The organism is Bacillus sp. FSL M8-0063, from assembly GCF_038005545.1.
GTDB lineage: Bacteria > Bacillota > Bacilli > Bacillales > Bacillaceae_G > Bacillus_A > Bacillus_A wiedmannii.
In genome coordinates, this window is record NZ_JBBOTJ010000001.1 from 3,816,488 (window position 1) to 3,834,060 (window position 17,573).

The 17,573-nt window shown below is 36.0% G+C and carries 19 protein-coding genes; all 19 read right to left on the bottom strand.

All coding sequences use genetic code 11. The features are described from left to right. Window positions 1–25: 25 nt before the first annotated feature. Entirely contained in the window at window positions 26–1,147 is a 1,122-nt protein-coding gene (locus MKX31_RS19435) for a Nif3-like dinuclear metal center hexameric protein (RefSeq protein ID WP_064474778.1), read from the bottom strand. Next, window positions 1,144–1,851 carry a tRNA (adenine(22)-N(1))-methyltransferase gene (locus MKX31_RS19440; protein WP_064474777.1) on the bottom strand — a complete coding sequence of 236 codons (708 nt, stop codon included), beginning with the start codon at window positions 1,849–1,851 and terminating at the stop codon, window positions 1,144–1,146. The genes MKX31_RS19435 and MKX31_RS19440 overlap by 4 nt, the downstream gene beginning before the upstream one ends. A gap of 165 nt (window positions 1,852–2,016) precedes the next feature. Continuing rightward, window positions 2,017–2,373, bottom strand: a complete 357-nt coding sequence (gene cccA, locus MKX31_RS19445; RefSeq protein WP_000828147.1) for a cytochrome c550 — start codon at window positions 2,371–2,373, stop codon at window positions 2,017–2,019. Window positions 2,374–2,758: 385 nt separating this feature from the next. Further along, the gene (rpoD, locus tag MKX31_RS19450; RefSeq protein WP_000764061.1) at window positions 2,759–3,886 is read right to left on the bottom strand and encodes an RNA polymerase sigma factor RpoD; all 1,128 of its coding nucleotides are present in this window, start codon (window positions 3,884–3,886) and stop codon (window positions 2,759–2,761) included. Between the two features lie 59 nt (window positions 3,887–3,945). After that, entirely contained in the window at window positions 3,946–5,742 is a 1,797-nt protein-coding gene (gene dnaG / locus MKX31_RS19455; RefSeq protein ID WP_064474776.1) for a DNA primase, read from the bottom strand. Between the two features lie 853 nt (window positions 5,743–6,595). Beyond that, window positions 6,596–7,408 carry a pyruvate, water dikinase regulatory protein gene (locus tag MKX31_RS19460; RefSeq protein ID WP_000368940.1) on the bottom strand — a complete coding sequence of 271 codons (813 nt, stop codon included), beginning with the start codon at window positions 7,406–7,408 and terminating at the stop codon, window positions 6,596–6,598. Between the two features lie 29 nt (window positions 7,409–7,437). Next, a complete protein-coding gene (locus tag MKX31_RS19465) occupies window positions 7,438–8,070 on the bottom strand; it encodes a helix-turn-helix transcriptional regulator (protein WP_000583755.1) in 633 nt (210 codons plus the stop codon). A gap of 107 nt (window positions 8,071–8,177) precedes the next feature. Next, window positions 8,178–8,924, bottom strand: coding sequence for a DNA repair protein RecO (recO, locus tag MKX31_RS19470; protein WP_000487012.1), 747 nt, complete (start codon window positions 8,922–8,924; stop codon window positions 8,178–8,180). Window positions 8,925–8,957: 33 nt separating this feature from the next. After that, a complete protein-coding gene (locus MKX31_RS19475) occupies window positions 8,958–9,101 on the bottom strand; it encodes a YqzL family protein (protein ID WP_000883924.1) in 144 nt (47 codons plus the stop codon). Window positions 9,102–9,277: 176 nt separating this feature from the next. Next, window positions 9,278–10,183 carry a GTPase Era gene (gene era, locus MKX31_RS19480; protein ID WP_001080239.1) on the bottom strand — a complete coding sequence of 302 codons (906 nt, stop codon included), beginning with the start codon at window positions 10,181–10,183 and terminating at the stop codon, window positions 9,278–9,280. Continuing rightward, on the bottom strand, window positions 10,176–10,574 hold the full coding sequence (locus MKX31_RS19485; RefSeq protein ID WP_222654811.1) for a cytidine deaminase: 399 nt from the start codon (window positions 10,572–10,574) through the stop codon (window positions 10,176–10,178). The genes era and MKX31_RS19485 overlap by 8 nt, the downstream gene beginning before the upstream one ends. A gap of 99 nt (window positions 10,575–10,673) precedes the next feature. Then, a complete protein-coding gene (locus MKX31_RS19490) occupies window positions 10,674–11,027 on the bottom strand; it encodes a diacylglycerol kinase family protein (RefSeq protein ID WP_064474774.1) in 354 nt (117 codons plus the stop codon). After that, window positions 11,024–11,494 carry an rRNA maturation RNase YbeY gene (gene ybeY, locus MKX31_RS19495; RefSeq protein ID WP_000054689.1) on the bottom strand — a complete coding sequence of 157 codons (471 nt, stop codon included), beginning with the start codon at window positions 11,492–11,494 and terminating at the stop codon, window positions 11,024–11,026. The genes MKX31_RS19490 and ybeY overlap by 4 nt, the downstream gene beginning before the upstream one ends. Continuing rightward, window positions 11,491–13,635, bottom strand: a complete 2,145-nt coding sequence (locus MKX31_RS19500; protein ID WP_088048099.1) for an HD family phosphohydrolase — start codon at window positions 13,633–13,635, stop codon at window positions 11,491–11,493. The genes ybeY and MKX31_RS19500 overlap by 4 nt, the downstream gene beginning before the upstream one ends. Window positions 13,636–13,828: 193 nt before the next feature. Next, window positions 13,829–14,788 carry a PhoH family protein gene (locus tag MKX31_RS19505; protein WP_046957565.1) on the bottom strand — a complete coding sequence of 320 codons (960 nt, stop codon included), beginning with the start codon at window positions 14,786–14,788 and terminating at the stop codon, window positions 13,829–13,831. A 3-nt stretch (window positions 14,789–14,791) separates the two neighbouring features. Further along, on the bottom strand, window positions 14,792–15,991 hold the full coding sequence (gene yqfD, locus MKX31_RS19510) for a sporulation protein YqfD (RefSeq protein ID WP_048541519.1): 1,200 nt from the start codon (window positions 15,989–15,991) through the stop codon (window positions 14,792–14,794). Between the two features lie 178 nt (window positions 15,992–16,169). Continuing rightward, a complete protein-coding gene (gene yqfC, locus MKX31_RS19515) occupies window positions 16,170–16,463 on the bottom strand; it encodes a sporulation protein YqfC (protein ID WP_000732264.1) in 294 nt (97 codons plus the stop codon). 108 nt (window positions 16,464–16,571) lie between these two features. Continuing rightward, window positions 16,572–17,015 carry a GatB/YqeY domain-containing protein gene (locus MKX31_RS19520; protein WP_000054579.1) on the bottom strand — a complete coding sequence of 148 codons (444 nt, stop codon included), beginning with the start codon at window positions 17,013–17,015 and terminating at the stop codon, window positions 16,572–16,574. A gap of 15 nt (window positions 17,016–17,030) precedes the next feature. Further along, window positions 17,031–17,204 (bottom strand): 30S ribosomal protein S21, encoded by a 174-nt coding sequence (gene rpsU, locus MKX31_RS19525; protein WP_000048061.1) that lies wholly within the window; start codon window positions 17,202–17,204, stop codon window positions 17,031–17,033. Window positions 17,205–17,573: the final 369 nt, after the last annotated feature.

A 17,573-nucleotide genomic window follows, 5' to 3' on the forward strand; every position in this document is an offset into this window, starting at 1 on the left:
ATATGAGCAACGGTTTTTATTTTTCTTATACAAATGTAAATGGATCTGTATGTAATTGCGAAGCATGAATGTGTACATTGAGTTTCTTTTCATCCACTTTTTCTTGTAATTGCTTTTGTACCCCTTGCTTCATTACTTTTTCAACGTTATGTCCTGGGTCAACTATATTTAAACCGAGCATCATCGCATCATGAGCAACATGATAATACATGTCACCTGTTACATATACATCCGCTCCTTTAAATTTAGCCTGATTGATGTATTTGTTACCATCGCCACCAAGTACAGCTACTTTGCGCACTTTATCATTTAAATCCCCAACAACTCGTGCACCCTTTACATCTAATGATTTCTTTACATGTTCCGCAAACTGTCCAAGTGTCATTTCTTCTTGTAAATATCCTATTTTTCCAAGCCCTAATGTTTCACCTTTGTTATCAAGTGGATACACATCATATGCTACTTCTTCATATGGATGTGCAGTTACCATTGCTTTAATCACTTTTCGCTGTAGTGAAGCTGGAATTATCGTTTCGATTCGCACTTCTTCTACGTGTTCTAACTGCCCAGTTTCCCCGATATAAGGATTTGTTCCCTCTTGAGGTACAAACGTGCCTGTACCCTCACTATTAAACGTACAGTGGCTATAATTGCCGATATGACCAGCACCTGCGTCTCCTAATACTTTTCGTACTTCTTCTGCATGAGTTACTGGCACAAACGCAACAACTTTTTTCATTTCTTCTGCATATGTCGGTGCCAAAACTTCTGTATTTTGCAATCCTAACGCCTCAGCAAGTAAATCATTTACCCCGCCCTTAGCAACATCCACATTTGTATGTGCTGCATAAATGGCAATATCATTTTTAATACACGTTTCAATAATTCTTCCGTACGCTTTATCTGTATGAATCGCTTTTAACGGATTAAAAATTAAAGGGTGATGCGCAATAATGACATTCGCCCCTAATTGAATTGCTTCATCCACAACTTCCTCCGTTACATCTAACGCAATCAATACGTGTTGTACGGGTTTATTAAGCGCTCCAATTTGCAGGCCAACCTTATCTCCTTCCATCGCCAAATGCTTCGGATACATACTTTCAAATAAAGAAATAATTTCATGGCCATTTGGAATTTTACTCATGATAAAACCTCCCGTATCATTTTCATTTTCGCTTCTACTTCCACACGCTTCGCTTTTGTTTCTTTAGAATCAGCCGCACGTTCTAACTGCTTTAAAATATTTTGGAAGTTTTTCAATTCCCCTTCCCATTTTTCAACGAAAGCTTCACCTTTTTCTTTTATTAAAAATGGCCCCATAAATAATTCCGCTTGTTTATTTTCAGAATAAGGCACCACGATGTTTCCTCGCTCGCCTACTAAAATCTCGTAAATTTTCCCATCTTCTTTTACGATTTTTTCATGGATAAGCTCCCATCCATTCTCAATAAACCATTCACGAATATGATGCGCTGCAATATTCGGCTGTAAAATTAAACGAGTTACCCCTTCTAATTTTTCTTTACCACTTTCTAAAATGTCACGAATTAACGCTCCACCCATTCCAGCAACCGTAATTACATCTACTTCTCCTGGCGCGATAACAGCTAATCCATTCCCTTTACGCACATCTACTTTATCTTGTAAGCCACTTTCAGCTACAGTTGCTTGCGCAGAGCGAAATGGCCCATCTACAACCTCTCCAGCAACTGCTTTTGTAGCAATATTATTTATAATTGTATAACACGGTAAATACGCATGATCCGATCCAATATCAGCAACTGTAGATCCTGCCGGTATTTCACGCACAACTTCTTCTAATCGTTTTGAAAGCTTTACTTCATTCATGTATTTCCATTACTCCTTCTCTTGTCAGTCTGTCTCCATGATAATGAATTTATAGTAGTTGTTGCAAGCCTATAACAACAATTCCATTCTCTATCACTCATCGTATTTTAGAAAATATAGAAAAACAAGCCCTTTGCATAAGCAACAGGCTTGTTATACGGAACTTTATTTTTTCTTCGATAACCAATCAGCTACTTTAGCGGCTTGATCAGCTGGAACTATATTTGGTGGCATATTTCCTTTTCCTTTCGAAATAACTTCTTGAATCTCTTCTTTCGAAAGTTTCCCACCAATTTTTTGTAAATTAGGCCCTACTGCCCCTTGTAACTGATCACCGTGGCAGCTCGTACAGCTTTGCTTCACAATATCCTCTGGTTTTGATGCTGTTTGCGCTGGCTTCCCGCCATTTTTTGCATCAGCTAACTCTTTAGATTTATTTAGCCCCTGAAATGAAAATACAAACATAACGATAATACCTAATGCTGCAATAAGAGCGAACGGAATCAGCGGATTACGTTTCATATCTCTTCTCCCCCCTCTATACCCCTAAATAGTTAGATGATTCAGTCATTTCCATTGTACTTGAAAACGCTCTATCAGAAAAGAGTAAACTACTAATCGTCGAAAATATTCCATAAATTCAGTTTATTGTTTTTTATTGTTATATCGCTTATTATTTCGATAATTATTAACGTTTCTCATCATATTTTTCACTTTTCTACATATATTTTTGTATAGAATACACAAAATTAATCGAAAAATCGAAAAATGAGCATTTGCAAATCAAAAGACAATTCTGTAAAATAAATTACAAGAAATTGTAATCGTTGCCGATAGCTAAAGTTTAACAAAAGTTAACAAAATAAAAAAGTTTACTTCACAAAGGTGAAGTAAACTTAAAGGTAGCCTATTCTAAGAAATCCTTAAGACGCTTACTACGGCTTGGATGTCTTAATTTACGAAGTGCTTTTGCTTCAATTTGACGGATACGTTCTCTCGTTACGCCGAATACTTTCCCAACTTCTTCAAGCGTACGAGTTCGTCCATCATCTAAACCAAAACGAAGACGTAGAACATTTTCTTCACGATCTGTTAGGGTATCTAACACATCTTCTAATTGTTCTTTTAGCAATTCATACGCTGCATGGTCCGCAGGCGATGTTGCTTCTTGGTCTTCAATAAAATCACCTAAATGGGAGTCATCTTCTTCACCAATCGGTGTTTCAAGAGAAACTGGCTCCTGTGCAATTTTTAAGATTTCGCGTACTTTTTCTGGAGCAAGATCCATTTCTTCACCAATCTCTTCAGGAGATGGTTCGCGTCCTAAATCTTGTAGTAATTGACGTTGTACACGAATTAACTTATTAATCGTTTCAACCATATGAACTGGGATACGAATTGTTCGTGCTTGGTCTGCAATCGCACGTGTAATCGCTTGGCGAATCCACCAAGTTGCATACGTACTAAATTTGAAACCTTTACGATAATCGAACTTTTCAACCGCTTTAATTAGACCCATATTCCCTTCTTGGATTAAGTCTAAGAAAAGCATACCACGGCCCACGTAGCGCTTTGCAATACTTACTACAAGACGTAAGTTTGCTTCTGCCAGACGACGTTTCGCTTCTTCATCGCCTTCTTCAATACGCGTTGCAAGTCGAATTTCTTCTTCTGCGGATAGTAAATCTACACGACCAATTTCTTTTAAATACATACGAACAGGATCATTGATTTTAACCCCAGGTGGTACACTTAAATCATTAAGGTCAAATTCTTCTTCCGCTTTTGTAATTTGGCGATTATTAGGACCTTCGTCGTTGTCATTGTCACCAACTAAGTCAATTCCTTGTTCACCTAAATATTCATAGTATTCATCCATTTGATCGGATTCAATTTCAAATCCATTCATGCGTTCTGCAATCTCTTCATATGTAAGAACGCCACGTTTTTTTCCGAGCTCAGTGAGTTGTTCTTTCACTTGCTCAAGGGTCATTTCAGTTTCAATTTGTTTAGAACGAGCTGGTTTGTCAGCCATCTGTTCCCCTCCTTACGCGAGATACAAACATTCATTATACTAAAAATTTATCAAAAAAGCTATTTTCTCGCTTTTTGATTTTGTAAATATGCTACATAATATTTAGCAGCCTCTACAGGATCTGTTTTTTCCATTTGTTTTACCTTAAAGATGATTTCCATCTTTTCAAGTTTTTCTTGATGACGGTTGAGCGTCTCTAAATGGCCTTGTAACACTTCTTCTGTGTATTCTGGATTAATAAATTCATCCGTCGAAATATCAGTGATAATATTTTTCAACTTCTCATCAGAGAGCCAACTTAAAAATGTTCCGACTGAAGGTTCATTTCCCTTTTCATAATATGCGTATAGTTCATATAAAATCCCTTTATGTTCTTCTGTATGAAAATCTTCTATGTGGGATTCCATACGAACAGCCACTTCTGGACTTTGCAACATATGATAAATAATTTCTCTTTCTGCCCTTTCAAAACCTGTTAACTTCGGTTTTGTTTGAACAATTTGAGACGGCTTAGAAACCTGCTTTACTTGTTTTTGCTGTACCTTTTGTTCTTTGCGATATTGGTGCAATTGATTCAAAAGAGTTTCCATTGAATACGAAAATTCTTGCGATAATGACTTCAAATATGATTCTGCCTGCATCGCATCCTGTAGCAACGATAACTCTTTTAAAACACTTTTCACATATTCTTCTTTGCCAGACTCATCTTGCAAATTTTTCCCTAAACGCAAATAATTTATTTTAAAACCAACAAAACTTATACTTGATTTCACAAGATTTTCAAAAGCAGTTGTCCCATATTGTTGCACATATTCATCAGGATCAAGCTTATCTGGCAAGGATGTAACTTTCACTTGGCAACCAACTTTTAGCAATAATTGCCCTGCTTTCATCGTTGCTTCTCGCCCTGCTTTATCACCATCATAGCAAAGAACAACAGTTTCAACGTTACGTCGCAGAAGTTTTGCTTGTTCTTCAGTTAAAGCTGTTCCCATTGTCGCAACAGCTTCTTCCACACCACTTTTTACCGCAGCTAGTACGTCGGCATACCCTTCAAAAAGGACCACTTGCCCACGTTTTCTAATAAACGGCCTCGCTAGGTGGAAGTTATACAACAATTTACTTTTATGAAAAATTGGTGTTTCAGGGCTATTTAAATATTTCGGAGTGTCATCTCCTAACGCCCTTCCACTAAACGCTATCACTTTACCTTGTAACGTAGAGATTGGAAACATAACCCTTCCACGGAAGCGATCATAATGACTACCATCCTTCTCGCTTCTTATGAGAAGACCAGCTTGTTCCATACTAGACAGCGATAAACCTCTTTTTTGTAAAATTTTCGTTGCTGCATCCCAAGCAGGTGACGCATAACCAATTTCAAACTTCTCAATCATCTCTTTCGTAATACCACGTTTTAGCAAATACGAAAGTGCTTCATTTCCTTCTTCTGTATTTACCAATAAATGGTGATAATACTTTTTCAAAAGTTCATGAGCCTGTTGCATGATGACAGTGTCATCAGATATGTCTTCTTGTTGTCCTTGCCCTGATGTATACTCTGCAACCGCAATTCCATTTCTTTCACCTAGCTTTTGAACAGCCTCGGTAAAAGCCAATCCTTCCATTTTCATTAGAAAGGAAAATACATTTCCACCTTCTCCACATCCGAAGCAATGAAAAATTTGCTTATCAGATGAAACAGAGAATGAAGGAGAATTCTCACCATGAAATGGACAAAGGCCGAAATAGTTACGCCCCTGTTTTCTAAGTTGAACGTATTCACCAATCACTTCTACAATATCCGATGACGTCCGAATCTGTTCAACAACTTCTTCGGGAATTCTGTTCCCCATAAATCCATCTCCGTGTCGTATTTTGTATTCGATATAAATTAAAAAATTCCTTTATAATTCGACAATATTTTTTCTAAACTTATTAGAAAGTGTTGTCGATCACGTTATCAAACGATTTTGCAGGCCCTTTTCTGCGTAATTTCGCAGATACGTACCTACTATATAAAATTGTATCCATTTGCTCATCTGTTACAAATGTACCTCCTGGAGACAATACATATACACTTTTTTTACAAGAAGACTAGCAAGCACCATATCCTATGTGATCACGAGATCTGTTTCTTTTGCATGTTGATACATATAAAAAATCAACTTTAGCTTATTCAGCATCTACATAGATCCAATTTCCCTTGCTACTTCCTTAAACGATGAGCATACGATGTGACAAACAAAATTTCGACATGAACTTTCGTTCCAACTTGCACAATTTTCAGCATTCACAGGATATGCATCTGCATCAACTAATACGATATTGATGTTTTGCATATTTCTGTATTCTACATCCCTTCTGCGAATCCTTCCATAATGTGCGTTTTCTTGTATAGATTTTGTCGATTTAACGTAATTACATGTCTTTTCGTAAATCCTATCCCTAGTTTATTCTGAAAAATTAAAGTCTAAACGTAAAATATAGGTTTTTATCACAATTTTTTATTATAATATATTTTCTTCAACTACGCTACATATCCCTTTATTTTTTCATCTTCTATTTCAGGATAACGAAACCCTACCTTTAGCATAATAAAAAGACAGAAGAATATAAGTATAACCACTCCGCTATAATCTATTACGAAATCAACAGGTATTGTGTTTCTCACGAGCGAAAAAAGCACATTCACCTTTGGTAAATGTGCTAAAACAATTTTTGGTTTTGCACTGCATTCACAATAATGTTGGCTGTTTCTTCAATCGCTTTATTCGATACATCAATTACTTGACAATTTATTTTACCAACTACATTCTCAAAGTGATCAATTTCTTCTTTAATACGATTAATATTGGCATATGTTGCACCGTCACTTAGTCCAAGTGATTTCAATCGCTCTTTTCGAATATGATTCAACTTATCTGGCGTAATTTTCAAACCGAAGCATTTTTCTTTAGCCACTTGATATAATTCTTCAGGCGGATCTACTTCTGGTACGAGCGGTACATTGGCAACTTTCAAACGTTTGTTATGAGCTAAATATTGAGAAAGTGGTGTTTTTGATGTGCGCGAAATTCCAATCAACACGATATCTGCTTTTAAAATACCACGTGCGTCTCTACCATCATCATACTTTACAGCAAACTCAATCGCTTCAATCTTTTTAAAGTATTCTTCATCTAATCTACGAACAACACCCGGCTCATATCTTGGTACTTGCCCTGTAATTTCTTCAATTTGATCGATAAGAGGCCCGATAATATCATATGCCTCTACGCCTTCTTTCGCAGCCTCTGTCACTAAATACTGACGCATGTCAGGCTTTACTAACGTAAAACAAATAAGCGCTTGATTGCTCTTAGCAATCGAAATCACTTCTTTTAATGTCCCTGTATCTTCTACATACGGTACACGTCTAATATCAGGAGCAAATGGGAATTGCCCCATCGCTGCTCGAACAACCAAATCAGCCGTTTCTCCAACAGAGTCAGATACGACATATACGATTTTATTATCCATTACATTACCTCACTTTAAACAAATTACACTTATTCGTTATTTACTAAGTTTACAAACGCACGTGTAATATTTGTTTTTGTAATTCGTCCAATCACTTCTAAACCTTGTTTCGTATCTTTTACAACTGGCATTGCATCAATCTGTCTTTCTATTAATTCCATCGCAATATCATATAAAGAATCTTCTCTACGACACATCGCAATGTTCGGCATCCTTGTCATGATAATATTAACCGGAAGAGAGGTTAAATCCTGCTTTCCAAGGCTAGCTCGTAATAAATCTTTACGAGATACAACGCCAACTAATAGCGTCGATTGATCTACAACGAACAATGTACCTACATCCTCTAAAAACATAGTACAAATCGCATCGTATACTGATACATTTTTATCAATTACAGCTGGTCTAGATTGATAATCTTGTACTTTAATTTTCTTAACAGCTTCAGATAATAGCTGCCCCCCGGTTTTACCCGTATAAAAATAACCTACGCGTGGACGCGCTTCTAAATAACCAGCCATCGTTAAAATTGCTAAGTCTGGTCTTAGCGTTGCACGTGTTAGTCCTAATTGCGCAGCAATTGACTCCCCTGTAATAGGACCGTGATCTTTTACAATCTGAATGATATGTTCTTGCCGTTTATTCAGCTCTATGATAATCACCACCTTTAATGCACAACGAAAAAAGTTATACTATCTCTTAAATATTATATACTAAATATGCTATTCGAAAAAGATAGGATGTAAAAAGGACCGTATACGGTCCCAAATTATATTTGAAACTTATCAAGTTGTTCTAAGAAACGTCTTGACTTCAAATAAATCCCGCAATATTCATCATAATATGTATTCAATACTAAACGCATTTGTTTTTTTGTGCTATCCTTCACTGATACATTGCCAAGTCTATGTAAATCGAAGTGGTAGAAAAGACGTAATAATTTATGAACAGCTTCCCCCACTGGTATACGATACTGGTCTTGCTCAGCATGACGCGAGCACAGAAAACCGCCTTCCCGGACAGAGAAGGCGACAAAATCTGTTTCTTGATGACAAATCGCACATGTATCAAAGTACGGGCGCATCCCTAATACCGGAAGCATTTTCGTTTGATAAATTAATGATAATACTTCTGAATCAACACCCTCACACATATAATGCAACGTTTGATATAACATTTCAAATAAATATGGATTATGTTTTTTATCTTCTGTTGCTTTATCAGTTAACTCAACAATAAATGATGCATAAGCAGTTAAAAATATATCCTCGCGAATTTCTTTCATAGTTGAAATAATCTCGCCTTGTTGCAAAGTTCCAAGTCCAGATCCCATTTGAATAAGAAAATTACCATGGGTCATAAGTTGCGAAACAGATGCTAACCGGCTTTTCGGTTTTTTCGCTCCTCTTGCCATTGCACTTACCTTACCCAATTCTCTTGAGAATATTGTAACAATCTTGTTCGTTTCTCCGTAATCTGTCGTACGGATAACGATGCCCTCAACTTTTTGAAACATGTTCGTCACCATCCAAGGTTTGAACAAAACGGGTCAAGAAATTGGAGAGTCTAGATGCGCTAGCTCCTCTTCATGTTGATCCATCTCATCGTTTACGTCTTTTTCCATTTCTTTCAAAAGCAAGTACGTTTCAATGCTTCCTGTTTTGGAGAAAAACTTCCAGGTAAAATCTAGCATAAGAATCCACCTTTCTCAATAAGCGTAGCCTATAAACCAATTTCCTTTGTTGTTATTAAATTGACCCATTTTGTCCATTTTCATGTGAGAAAAATTTTTCCTAATTTATCAAAACTTATAAAAACCAATAATCAGCGGATGAACAAAACATCCGCTGATTACAGCTTTACTCTATTTTAGTACTCGTCTTCGCGGAAACCAAGGTCACGAAGCTGAGACATTTTATTACGCCAATCCTTTTGCACTTTTACCCATACTTCTAAAAATACTTTAGAACCAAGTAGTGCTTCAATGTCAAAACGAGCTCGCTTACCGACTTCTTTTAACATCTTTCCTTGCTTACCTATAATAATTCCTTTTTGTGATGCACGTTCAACAACAATCGTTGCGTTTATATAAACCGCTCCGCCCTCACGTTTTTGAATTGCATCAATAACAACCGCTACAGAGTGCGGCACTTCTTCACGTGTTAAATGTAATACTTTTTCACGAATAAGCTCTGAAATAATAAATCGCTCTGGATGATCCGTTACTTGATTATCTGGGTAGTATTGCGGTCCTTCTGGTAAATACTTTTTAATTGTTCCAATTAAAGCATCCACATTATTGCCGTCTAATGCAGAAATTGGTACAATCTCTGCAAACTCATATAGTTTACGGTATTGATCAATTAACTCTAACAATTGCTCTGGATGAAGTTGGTCAATTTTATTAATTACTAAAAATACTGGTTGTTTCGTTTCTTTTAATTTCTCAATAATAAATTCCTCACCACGACCAAATCCTTCAACTGCATTGACCATAAACAGAACAATATCAACTTCTTTTAATGTCGTTTGAGCCATCTTCACCATGAAGTCGCCTAATTTATGTTTAGGTTTATGTATTCCTGGTGTATCAATGAAAATTACTTGTGAATCATTTTCTGTATATACGCCTTGAATTTTATTACGAGTTGTTTGTGGCTTGTCACTCATAATGGCAATTTTCTGGCCGATAATACGATTTAAAAATGTAGATTTCCCAACATTCGGTCTGCCAATAATAGAGACAAAACCTGATTTATAACCTTTTCTATTCATGTAAATCCTCCGCTAAAAATGCTCCTGGTAACAATTCTCCGACTGTCGTCCCTTGAACGTCACCATGTAAATTTGATAGGTATACTTTCGTATCCTGTTTACATAATTCTACCATAACTTGTCGACATGCTCCACAAGGAGGTACTGGACGCTTTGTATCCGCCACAATCGCGATAGCTACAAACTCTTTATCTCCTTCAGAAACCGCCTTAAATAAAGCTGTTCTTTCTGCACAGTTACATAAGCCATATGATGCATTCTCAACATTACATCCACGATATACTTTTCCATCCTGTGTTAATAATGCTGCACCTACTTGAAATTTAGAATATGGTACGTACGCTTGTTTACGCGCTTCGATTGCTTCTTGAATTAATTGTTTACTATTCATATTCCCGCATCCTTCCTGTCCACAGCTGTGAATAGATACACTCTCTCATTAAAGGCCTTTACGGCACTTTCAAAGCTTCATAAAAGCTTTGGAATGCAACTATACCACATACGGCAAAAAGATAATAGCACCAATTATAACAGCTATTATCGCAAACAATAAAACCGATCCGGCTGCGACATCCTTTGCAATTTTCGCAAACGGATGTATATCGGTAGTCGCTAAATCTACTGTTTTTTCCACAGCCGTATTTACCATCTCTAAACTCATTACAATTCCTATTACAATAAGTAATACTGTCCACTCTACTTTCGTAATATGGAAATAAAAGCCGCAGCATATAACAATGACTGCGGCTAAATAATGAATTTTCATATTTCGTTCATGACGAAAACAAAAGAATATACCTGCTATAGCATATCCAAAACTATTTATAAGTTTTCCTTTTTTCATCGTCCTAATCCAAATGCCTCTAAAATTTCTTTTTGTCTTCCAAACATTTCTTTTTCATCCTCTTCTGTCATGTGGTCATAACCAAGTAAATGTAAAAAGCCATGTAACGCTAAAAAGCCAAGTTCACGATCAAAAGAATGTCCATACTCTTCAGCTTGTTCTTTCGCTCTCGGAATAGAAATAATAAGGTCACCTAACATACGAGGCATCTCTGCACCTACAATTTCCATTTCTCCTTCTCCCATTTCTTCCATAGCAAAGGAAATGACATCAGTAGGCTGATCCTTATCTCGGTAATCACGATTAATCTCGCGAATGCGTTCGTTATCTACAAATGTCACTGATAACTCCGCACCATCCTCTATTTTTTCCATTTGAGCTGCTTTTTCTAATATCTCACGAATTAAATTCACATATTCTTCTTTCACTTCTTCTGTTTCATCAATGAAATCAATTAATAAACTCATTCTTTCTCCTTCTCTTCCGGTGGTTCCGGATATGTAATACGCGAATGGAAAATACCATTTAACGTTTCACATAACGTTTTTCCAACGATTTGTAGTTCCTTAAACGTCAAATCACATTCACTAAATTGCCCATCTTGCAGGCGATCTTTAATAATACTTTGCACTAAATTATTAATTTGATCTGGCGTTGGGTGATTCATAGATCGTACCGCCGCCTCAACACTATCAGCAATACCAACAATTGCCGACTCTTTAGAAGTTGCTTTTGATCCCGGATAGCGAAACATCTCTTCTGTATATTTTTCTTTATCTTCTTTAATTGCCTTATAGTAAAAATATTTAAGTAATGTTGTACCATGGTGTTGTCCAGCAATATCGATAATTTCTTGCGGAATATGGTATTCTTCGAGCATTCTGACTCCATCTGTTACATGAGCAATGATAATATCTTTACTCGTCACAGGCTCTAATTTATCATGTGGATTTTCAATTCCCATCTGGTTTTCAATAAAGAATTGCGGTTGTACTGTTTTTCCTACATCATGATAATACGCCCCTACACGTGCTAATACACCATTTGCTCCAACCGCTTCACACGCTGCCTCAGAAAGATTCGCTACCATTACACTGTGGTGATACGTTCCTGGCGCTTCTAACAAAATTCTACGCAAAAGCGGATGATTCGGACTTGATAGTTCCATAAGCTTCATGCTTGATACAATTCCAAGTCCACTCTCTAAATATGGTAATATCCCCATAGCCAAAACGGATGAGATAATTCCTGAAACGGAAGCCATCAATAATTGCGTTCCAATTTCAAGAGGTGAAAAATTCCCATTACGTAATAATAATAACGCCGCTAAGACGACCACATTTAAGATAGAAACGAGTATACCAGCTTGCAAAATCATCGTACGACGATTTTTTTCTCTTAAGAAAATGCTTACTGATAATGAACTTAACAACACATAAATACCTACACTATAATTCAGTGTACTTGTTACCCCTTCATTAAACATAATACTTCCGCACACAGAAAAAATCATACTTGTTAAAAATACAAATCGATCGCCAATCATTAGTTTTACAAGTATTGTTCCCATCGCAACCGGGACAACATACGCAATTCCTGCATATTCAAGCTTTTGAAACAAACTAATCGTTTTCATTAAAACAATCGTAATAGACAAAATTGTAATATACGCTAAAATATATGGTCTATCTTCTCTTTTACGCTGTAAAAATACTTCAAACTGCTTATGCATAAAGTACAGTAACACACCAATGAGCACTGCTAATCCAACATAAGGCTGAAAACTATTACCTTTTTCTAATAAACCGACTAATTTCAACTGATTATACATATCACTTGAAATTGTTTCACCTTCTCTAACAATAACTTGTCCTTGAAGAATATAAACAGGTGGAACTAAATCTTCTTCCGCTTTCTTCTTCTCTTTCGTTACAGCCGGATCATAAAAATAATTTGCTGTAATTGCATATGATCCTAGCGCGTTCACAGCTTCCTTCAATCCGCTATTCACATTGAGGCTTTTCATTTCATTAACAAATCGCTCTTTTGCTGCTATTTCTTCGGACATTTTAATATTTCCACCCATAATAACACTAACAGACGTTAGAGCCGCGTTCTTTGCTAATTCTAATTGATCCGGTTCTGCATTAATAAAATATAATAAATTCTCATCAGATAATTCCTTTGTTAAATTAGATGGCAACTTCTTCTTCAACTTTTCTAATTTATTTGCATCGGTCATCTTTTTTTGCTCTTCAGGTCCAGCAGCTTTCATCTCTTGAATTGCTTCATTTACCTTAGCAAAAACATCATTTACAATATCTACTCTATTTTGTTTATATTCACTTCTATATGTATATTGATCCCCAACTTTTTGAGCGGCCTCTTGTTTTTTTCTGTCCGTTATAACCTTATCTTCAATTTTAATAGGAGAATGAATTGTTTTTTTTGCAATAGAATACATATCAACATCTAATTGCTCTGGTTTTACATTATTCATAAGTGCAAAAAACAACACTGCTCCTAATAAAACGTAAGAAATCCAACTTAGTTTTTTCGAATGTTGTAAGTTACGAAACCACTTAGAAATTTCTTCAGATCTTAACATGATTTCAATACCTTCTCCTCTCCAGAAATAAAGTGAAACTATTTATAGCTTTCATTTCTTCTAGCCAACGATACTTTTAAGTAACATTTTGATAAACCAGTACCTATAGTTTATTTCTCTTATCTTTTATGATAGTAAAAAACATGCCGTTCGCCAACCTTAATACAAAAAGAAATGATCCTGACAAATAGGATCATTCCATTTTATCATATGCCTCAATAATACGTTGCACCAGCGGATGCCTCACAACGTCCGTTTGTTCTAATGTAATAAATGAAAGACCTGACACACCAGATAAAATGTTAGAAGCTAGCGAAAGCCCTGATTTTACCCCTTTTGGTAAGTCTACTTGTGAAGGATCCCCCGTAATAACCATTTTAGAACTAAAACCTAATCTAGTTAAAAACATTTTTATTTGTGCACCCGTTGTATTTTGCGCTTCATCTAAAATAACAAATGAATCATCGAGCGTACGCCCTCTCATATAAGCAAGAGGTGCGATTTCAATTACCCCTCGCTCCATCATACGTTGCGTATATTCTTGTCCAAGAATATCGTGCAAAGCATCATACAATGGACGTAAATACGGATCTACCTTCTCTTTCAAATCTCCTGGTAAAAAACCTAAACTCTCTCCAGCTTCTACAGCCGGTCTCGTTAAAATAATTTTCTTTACATACCCTTGCTTTAAAGCTCTCACAGCCATTACTACAGCTAAGTATGTTTTCCCAGTCCCAGCAGGTCCCATTCCAAATACAATATCATTCTTCTTCATTGCATGAATATATCTTCTTTGCCCCATTGTTTTTACACGAATGGATTTACCTTTTGCCGTTTTAAAGATTTCTTCTTCATATAACTCTTCAAATTGAGCAATTTTCCCTTGTTGTGCGAGCTGAATTGCATACGCAACATCTCTTTCTGTAATTGATATACCTTTTCGAATAACAACAAGTAATTGCTGTAAGATTTTTTCTACGAGTGTCACAGTTTCAACTGCTCCAGATGCATGAACAGTTTCACCTCTAGTTACAATCGATACATTCAGTTCACGTTCAATTACTTTCAAATGAGCATCATTGACTCCAAAAAGAGCGATTGCTTCGTTAGTATTTTCCAATTGTTGGTTCATTTCTACTAATTGTTCTGCCATTACTCAGTCTCCTTGAATATCGGATTCGGATATTGGTTGTGGCTCTGCAATATTTTCGATCACAGTATAATGCAACGTGACTTTTAGTTGATCCGCCTCAACCTCTTTACTCAAAATCTTATCACTTACAATCATAGCATGTTCATCCAATTTTTTCTTTAGTTCTTTTTCAGCCATCTCTTTTGCTACTTTCATTGCCTGTTTTTCTGTATATTCCCGATTCGCTTCTTCCTCTTCTCGTACAATATCTTTTTCATACGCGATCGGCAGTGTAAAACCAAATAGTTTCACATCGTGTTTTACACTTTCAGTACGAGAGCGTTTATACTTATCATGTTGAAATCCCCATATTTTTATTTTCGCACTCCCAAACGTAAGGTAATGCTCATTATATGCATTGCCAGTATATACTTGAAATTGCGTCTTCAGTGGTACATTCACCTCAGATGTGTACCACGTTTCTCCATATACAATACCTTTCGCCGAAACAATCGTCGGACTCTCCTCATTACCGTATACCCCTGATACGAGAAGCTGCCCTTTTTCGACATGGTCATTTTTCAAGACGACTGGTTTTCCTACTTCAACAAATGTTTTTGTCACAATCGCTTCTTTTTTTGCTACTAAATTTTGCGGCCTTTGTTCCTTTTCTTTTTTCGGCTCGTTTTTTTCAACAATTTTAAAATGATACGTCGTTCCTCTTATTTCTAGTCCCGCCCAAGTAATCGCATTAATATTGTCTGTCAAATGACGTTGTACATCTTCTACATTAGGCATTTGGAATTGTAATTTCCCTTTTTTAATACCCATTTTGTCCAATTCTTTCATCAATATATATTCTGTTTCAGGTTTCGCCCCTGTAATTTCAATTTTCCAAACCATATTGGATAATGCAATCATGCCAAAAAAGAAAATTAAAAAACCAATTAAGAATCCACTATTTTTAATTAAACGCTTATTCAAAAAGGGAAAACCGTAACGCCCAATAAAATATAGTTTACATTCATTTTTTCTATAAATTGGTTTTATTTTCTTCACATCTCGTAATAACATACAAAAAACTAACGTTTCATCAGCAATCTTCTTAACATCCCAAACTAATAATTTTCTACGTACACATTCGTTAACGAACCGTTCCGCTCCTCTACCTTCAATTCGTACTTTTACATATCCAAGCCACTTTATAAACCATTTATTTTTCATCTACTATCTCCACTACCTTTCCAAAAGTATACACACTACTTTTTTCACTTTAATTAGCAAAATAGCTCGTACGAAAATGAAATAAAGAGTTCTACCCCCCATAAATAGCGAGATAAACTGAATAGTAAGTTCGAATCACGAAAATAACGAAGAAAAACTTCACATATGGAAGTTTCCCTCACTCCTCTTTTTTTTCGTTTTCTAAAAATGTCACTTGCTCAATTATTCCTTCAAGCAAAAGTTCTTCTGGAAGGATTGTTTTAATAATAAAGGATTGCCCTTTAATTAATAATTGACCGTGCTTTAATAACAATCTTACTTCTTTATCTGAAAACACTAATAAACCCCGATGATTTTCTATATAGATATGCACTTGCCCAACAAGCGTGATCCGAGGTAGATCCATTAGCACATCCACTGGCAGGTCTATTTGCTTTGTTAACCAATTCTTCATTTGTTCTAATTTTTTCATCTCAAAAGACCCCCTCTCATCCCATATGTATGAAAAAAGAGCTTGTAATATCACGTCCAAACTGAAAAAAAGCATAAAAAAACGTCTCATACGAAATGAGACGTTTTTTTATGCTAATAGCTGGATAACCAGCTTATTCACAAGTGATCCGTCTGTTTTACCTTTTACTTTCGGCATAACAGCAGTCATCACCTTACCCATATCTGCTTTAGAAGTCGCACCAACTTCAGAAATAACTTGCTTAATTACATTCGCTAGTTCTTCTTCTGTTAATTGCTCCGGCAAATATGCGCTTAAAATCTGAATTTCACTTTGCAGTTTATTAACAAGGTCTTCACGACCAGCTTTTTTAAATTCAAGGAGGGAGTCCTTATACTGTTTTACTTCACGAGCTAAAACTGTTAATTCCTCTTCTTCAGTAAGAGTATGTTGCAGTTTAATACCTTCATTTTGTAAAGCAGCCTTAACCATACGAATAACGGTTAATTTTTCTTTTTGTTTATTCTTCATCGCTTGTTTCATATCATCGTTTAAACGACCGAGAAGACTCATAACTTACACCCTCTCTTAGAATTTACGCTTTCTTGCCGCTTCAGATTTCTTCTTACGTTTTACACTTGGCTTTTCATAAAACTCGCGCTTTCTTGCTTCAGCAAGTGTACCAGTTTTAGAAACCGATCTTTTAAAACGGCGAAGTGCATCCTCCAAAGACTCGTTTTTACGAACGACTGTTTTTGACATTCTCTTTCCCTCCCTCCGAAACATCACACTTACATACTAATTTCAGCATGCAAAAAGAAACCCTTCTTCAGCATGTCTTTTACGATTATAATACATTTTATCACTTCAGGTCAACTATTTGGCAGAATAAAAGAAGAATAGATGCCCTTCCCTGTTCAAAAGCTATATAGATAGCTATTATCCTTTTCCCCTGAAGACAACTATATTTTTATCATTACATCTTTTTTAATACAAGAAAATATTAAATAACTACTCATTCGACGTACCTGCCTTTTCAGTACTTAACTTCTCCACGAAAAAAAAGAAAGCATGCAAATCGTTTCCGTTTGCATGCTTTTTTTATCCTGCTATTTACCGGGCAGTAAGACC

What these genes read in the sequence shown, in the direction of transcription:
- MKX31_RS19490 (WP_064474774.1), bottom strand. Translation starts at nt 11,027, where the DNA reads ATGAAAAAAGGAAAACTTATAAATAGTTTTGGATATGCTATAGCAGGT.
- MKX31_RS19485 (WP_222654811.1), bottom strand. Translation starts at nt 10,574, where the DNA reads ATGAATAGTAAACAATTAATTCAAGAAGCAATCGAAGCGCGTAAACAA.
- ybeY (WP_000054689.1), bottom strand. Translation starts at nt 11,494, where the DNA reads ATGAGTTTATTAATTGATTTCATTGATGAAACAGAAGAAGTGAAAGAA.
- dnaG (WP_064474776.1), bottom strand. Translation starts at nt 5,742, where the DNA reads ATGGGGAACAGAATTCCCGAAGAAGTTGTTGAACAGATTCGGACGTCA.
- MKX31_RS19460 (WP_000368940.1), bottom strand. Translation starts at nt 7,408, where the DNA reads ATGGATAATAAAATCGTATATGTCGTATCTGACTCTGTTGGAGAAACG.
- era (WP_001080239.1), bottom strand. Translation starts at nt 10,183, where the DNA reads ATGAATAGAAAAGGTTATAAATCAGGTTTTGTCTCTATTATTGGCAGA.
- recO (WP_000487012.1), bottom strand. Translation starts at nt 8,924, where the DNA reads ATGTTTCAAAAAGTTGAGGGCATCGTTATCCGTACGACAGATTACGGA.
- MKX31_RS19435 (WP_064474778.1), bottom strand. Translation starts at nt 1,147, where the DNA reads ATGAGTAAAATTCCAAATGGCCATGAAATTATTTCTTTATTTGAAAGT.
- MKX31_RS19475 (WP_000883924.1), bottom strand. Translation starts at nt 9,101, where the DNA reads ATGCTAGATTTTACCTGGAAGTTTTTCTCCAAAACAGGAAGCATTGAA.
- rpoD (WP_000764061.1), bottom strand. Translation starts at nt 3,886, where the DNA reads ATGGCTGACAAACCAGCTCGTTCTAAACAAATTGAAACTGAAATGACC.
- MKX31_RS19505 (WP_046957565.1), bottom strand. Translation starts at nt 14,788, where the DNA reads ATGGCAGAACAATTAGTAGAAATGAACCAACAATTGGAAAATACTAAC.
- rpsU (WP_000048061.1), bottom strand. Translation starts at nt 17,204, where the DNA reads ATGTCAAAAACAGTCGTTCGTAAAAACGAGTCTTTGGAGGATGCACTT.
- MKX31_RS19520 (WP_000054579.1), bottom strand. Translation starts at nt 17,015, where the DNA reads ATGAGTCTTCTCGGTCGTTTAAACGATGATATGAAACAAGCGATGAAG.
- MKX31_RS19500 (WP_088048099.1), bottom strand. Translation starts at nt 13,635, where the DNA reads ATGTTAAGATCTGAAGAAATTTCTAAGTGGTTTCGTAACTTACAACAT.
- MKX31_RS19440 (WP_064474777.1), bottom strand. Translation starts at nt 1,851, where the DNA reads ATGAATGAAGTAAAGCTTTCAAAACGATTAGAAGAAGTTGTGCGTGAA.
- yqfD (WP_048541519.1), bottom strand. Translation starts at nt 15,991, where the DNA reads ATGAAAAATAAATGGTTTATAAAGTGGCTTGGATATGTAAAAGTACGA.
- cccA (WP_000828147.1), bottom strand. Translation starts at nt 2,373, where the DNA reads ATGAAACGTAATCCGCTGATTCCGTTCGCTCTTATTGCAGCATTAGGT.
- yqfC (WP_000732264.1), bottom strand. Translation starts at nt 16,463, where the DNA reads ATGAAAAAATTAGAACAAATGAAGAATTGGTTAACAAAGCAAATAGAC.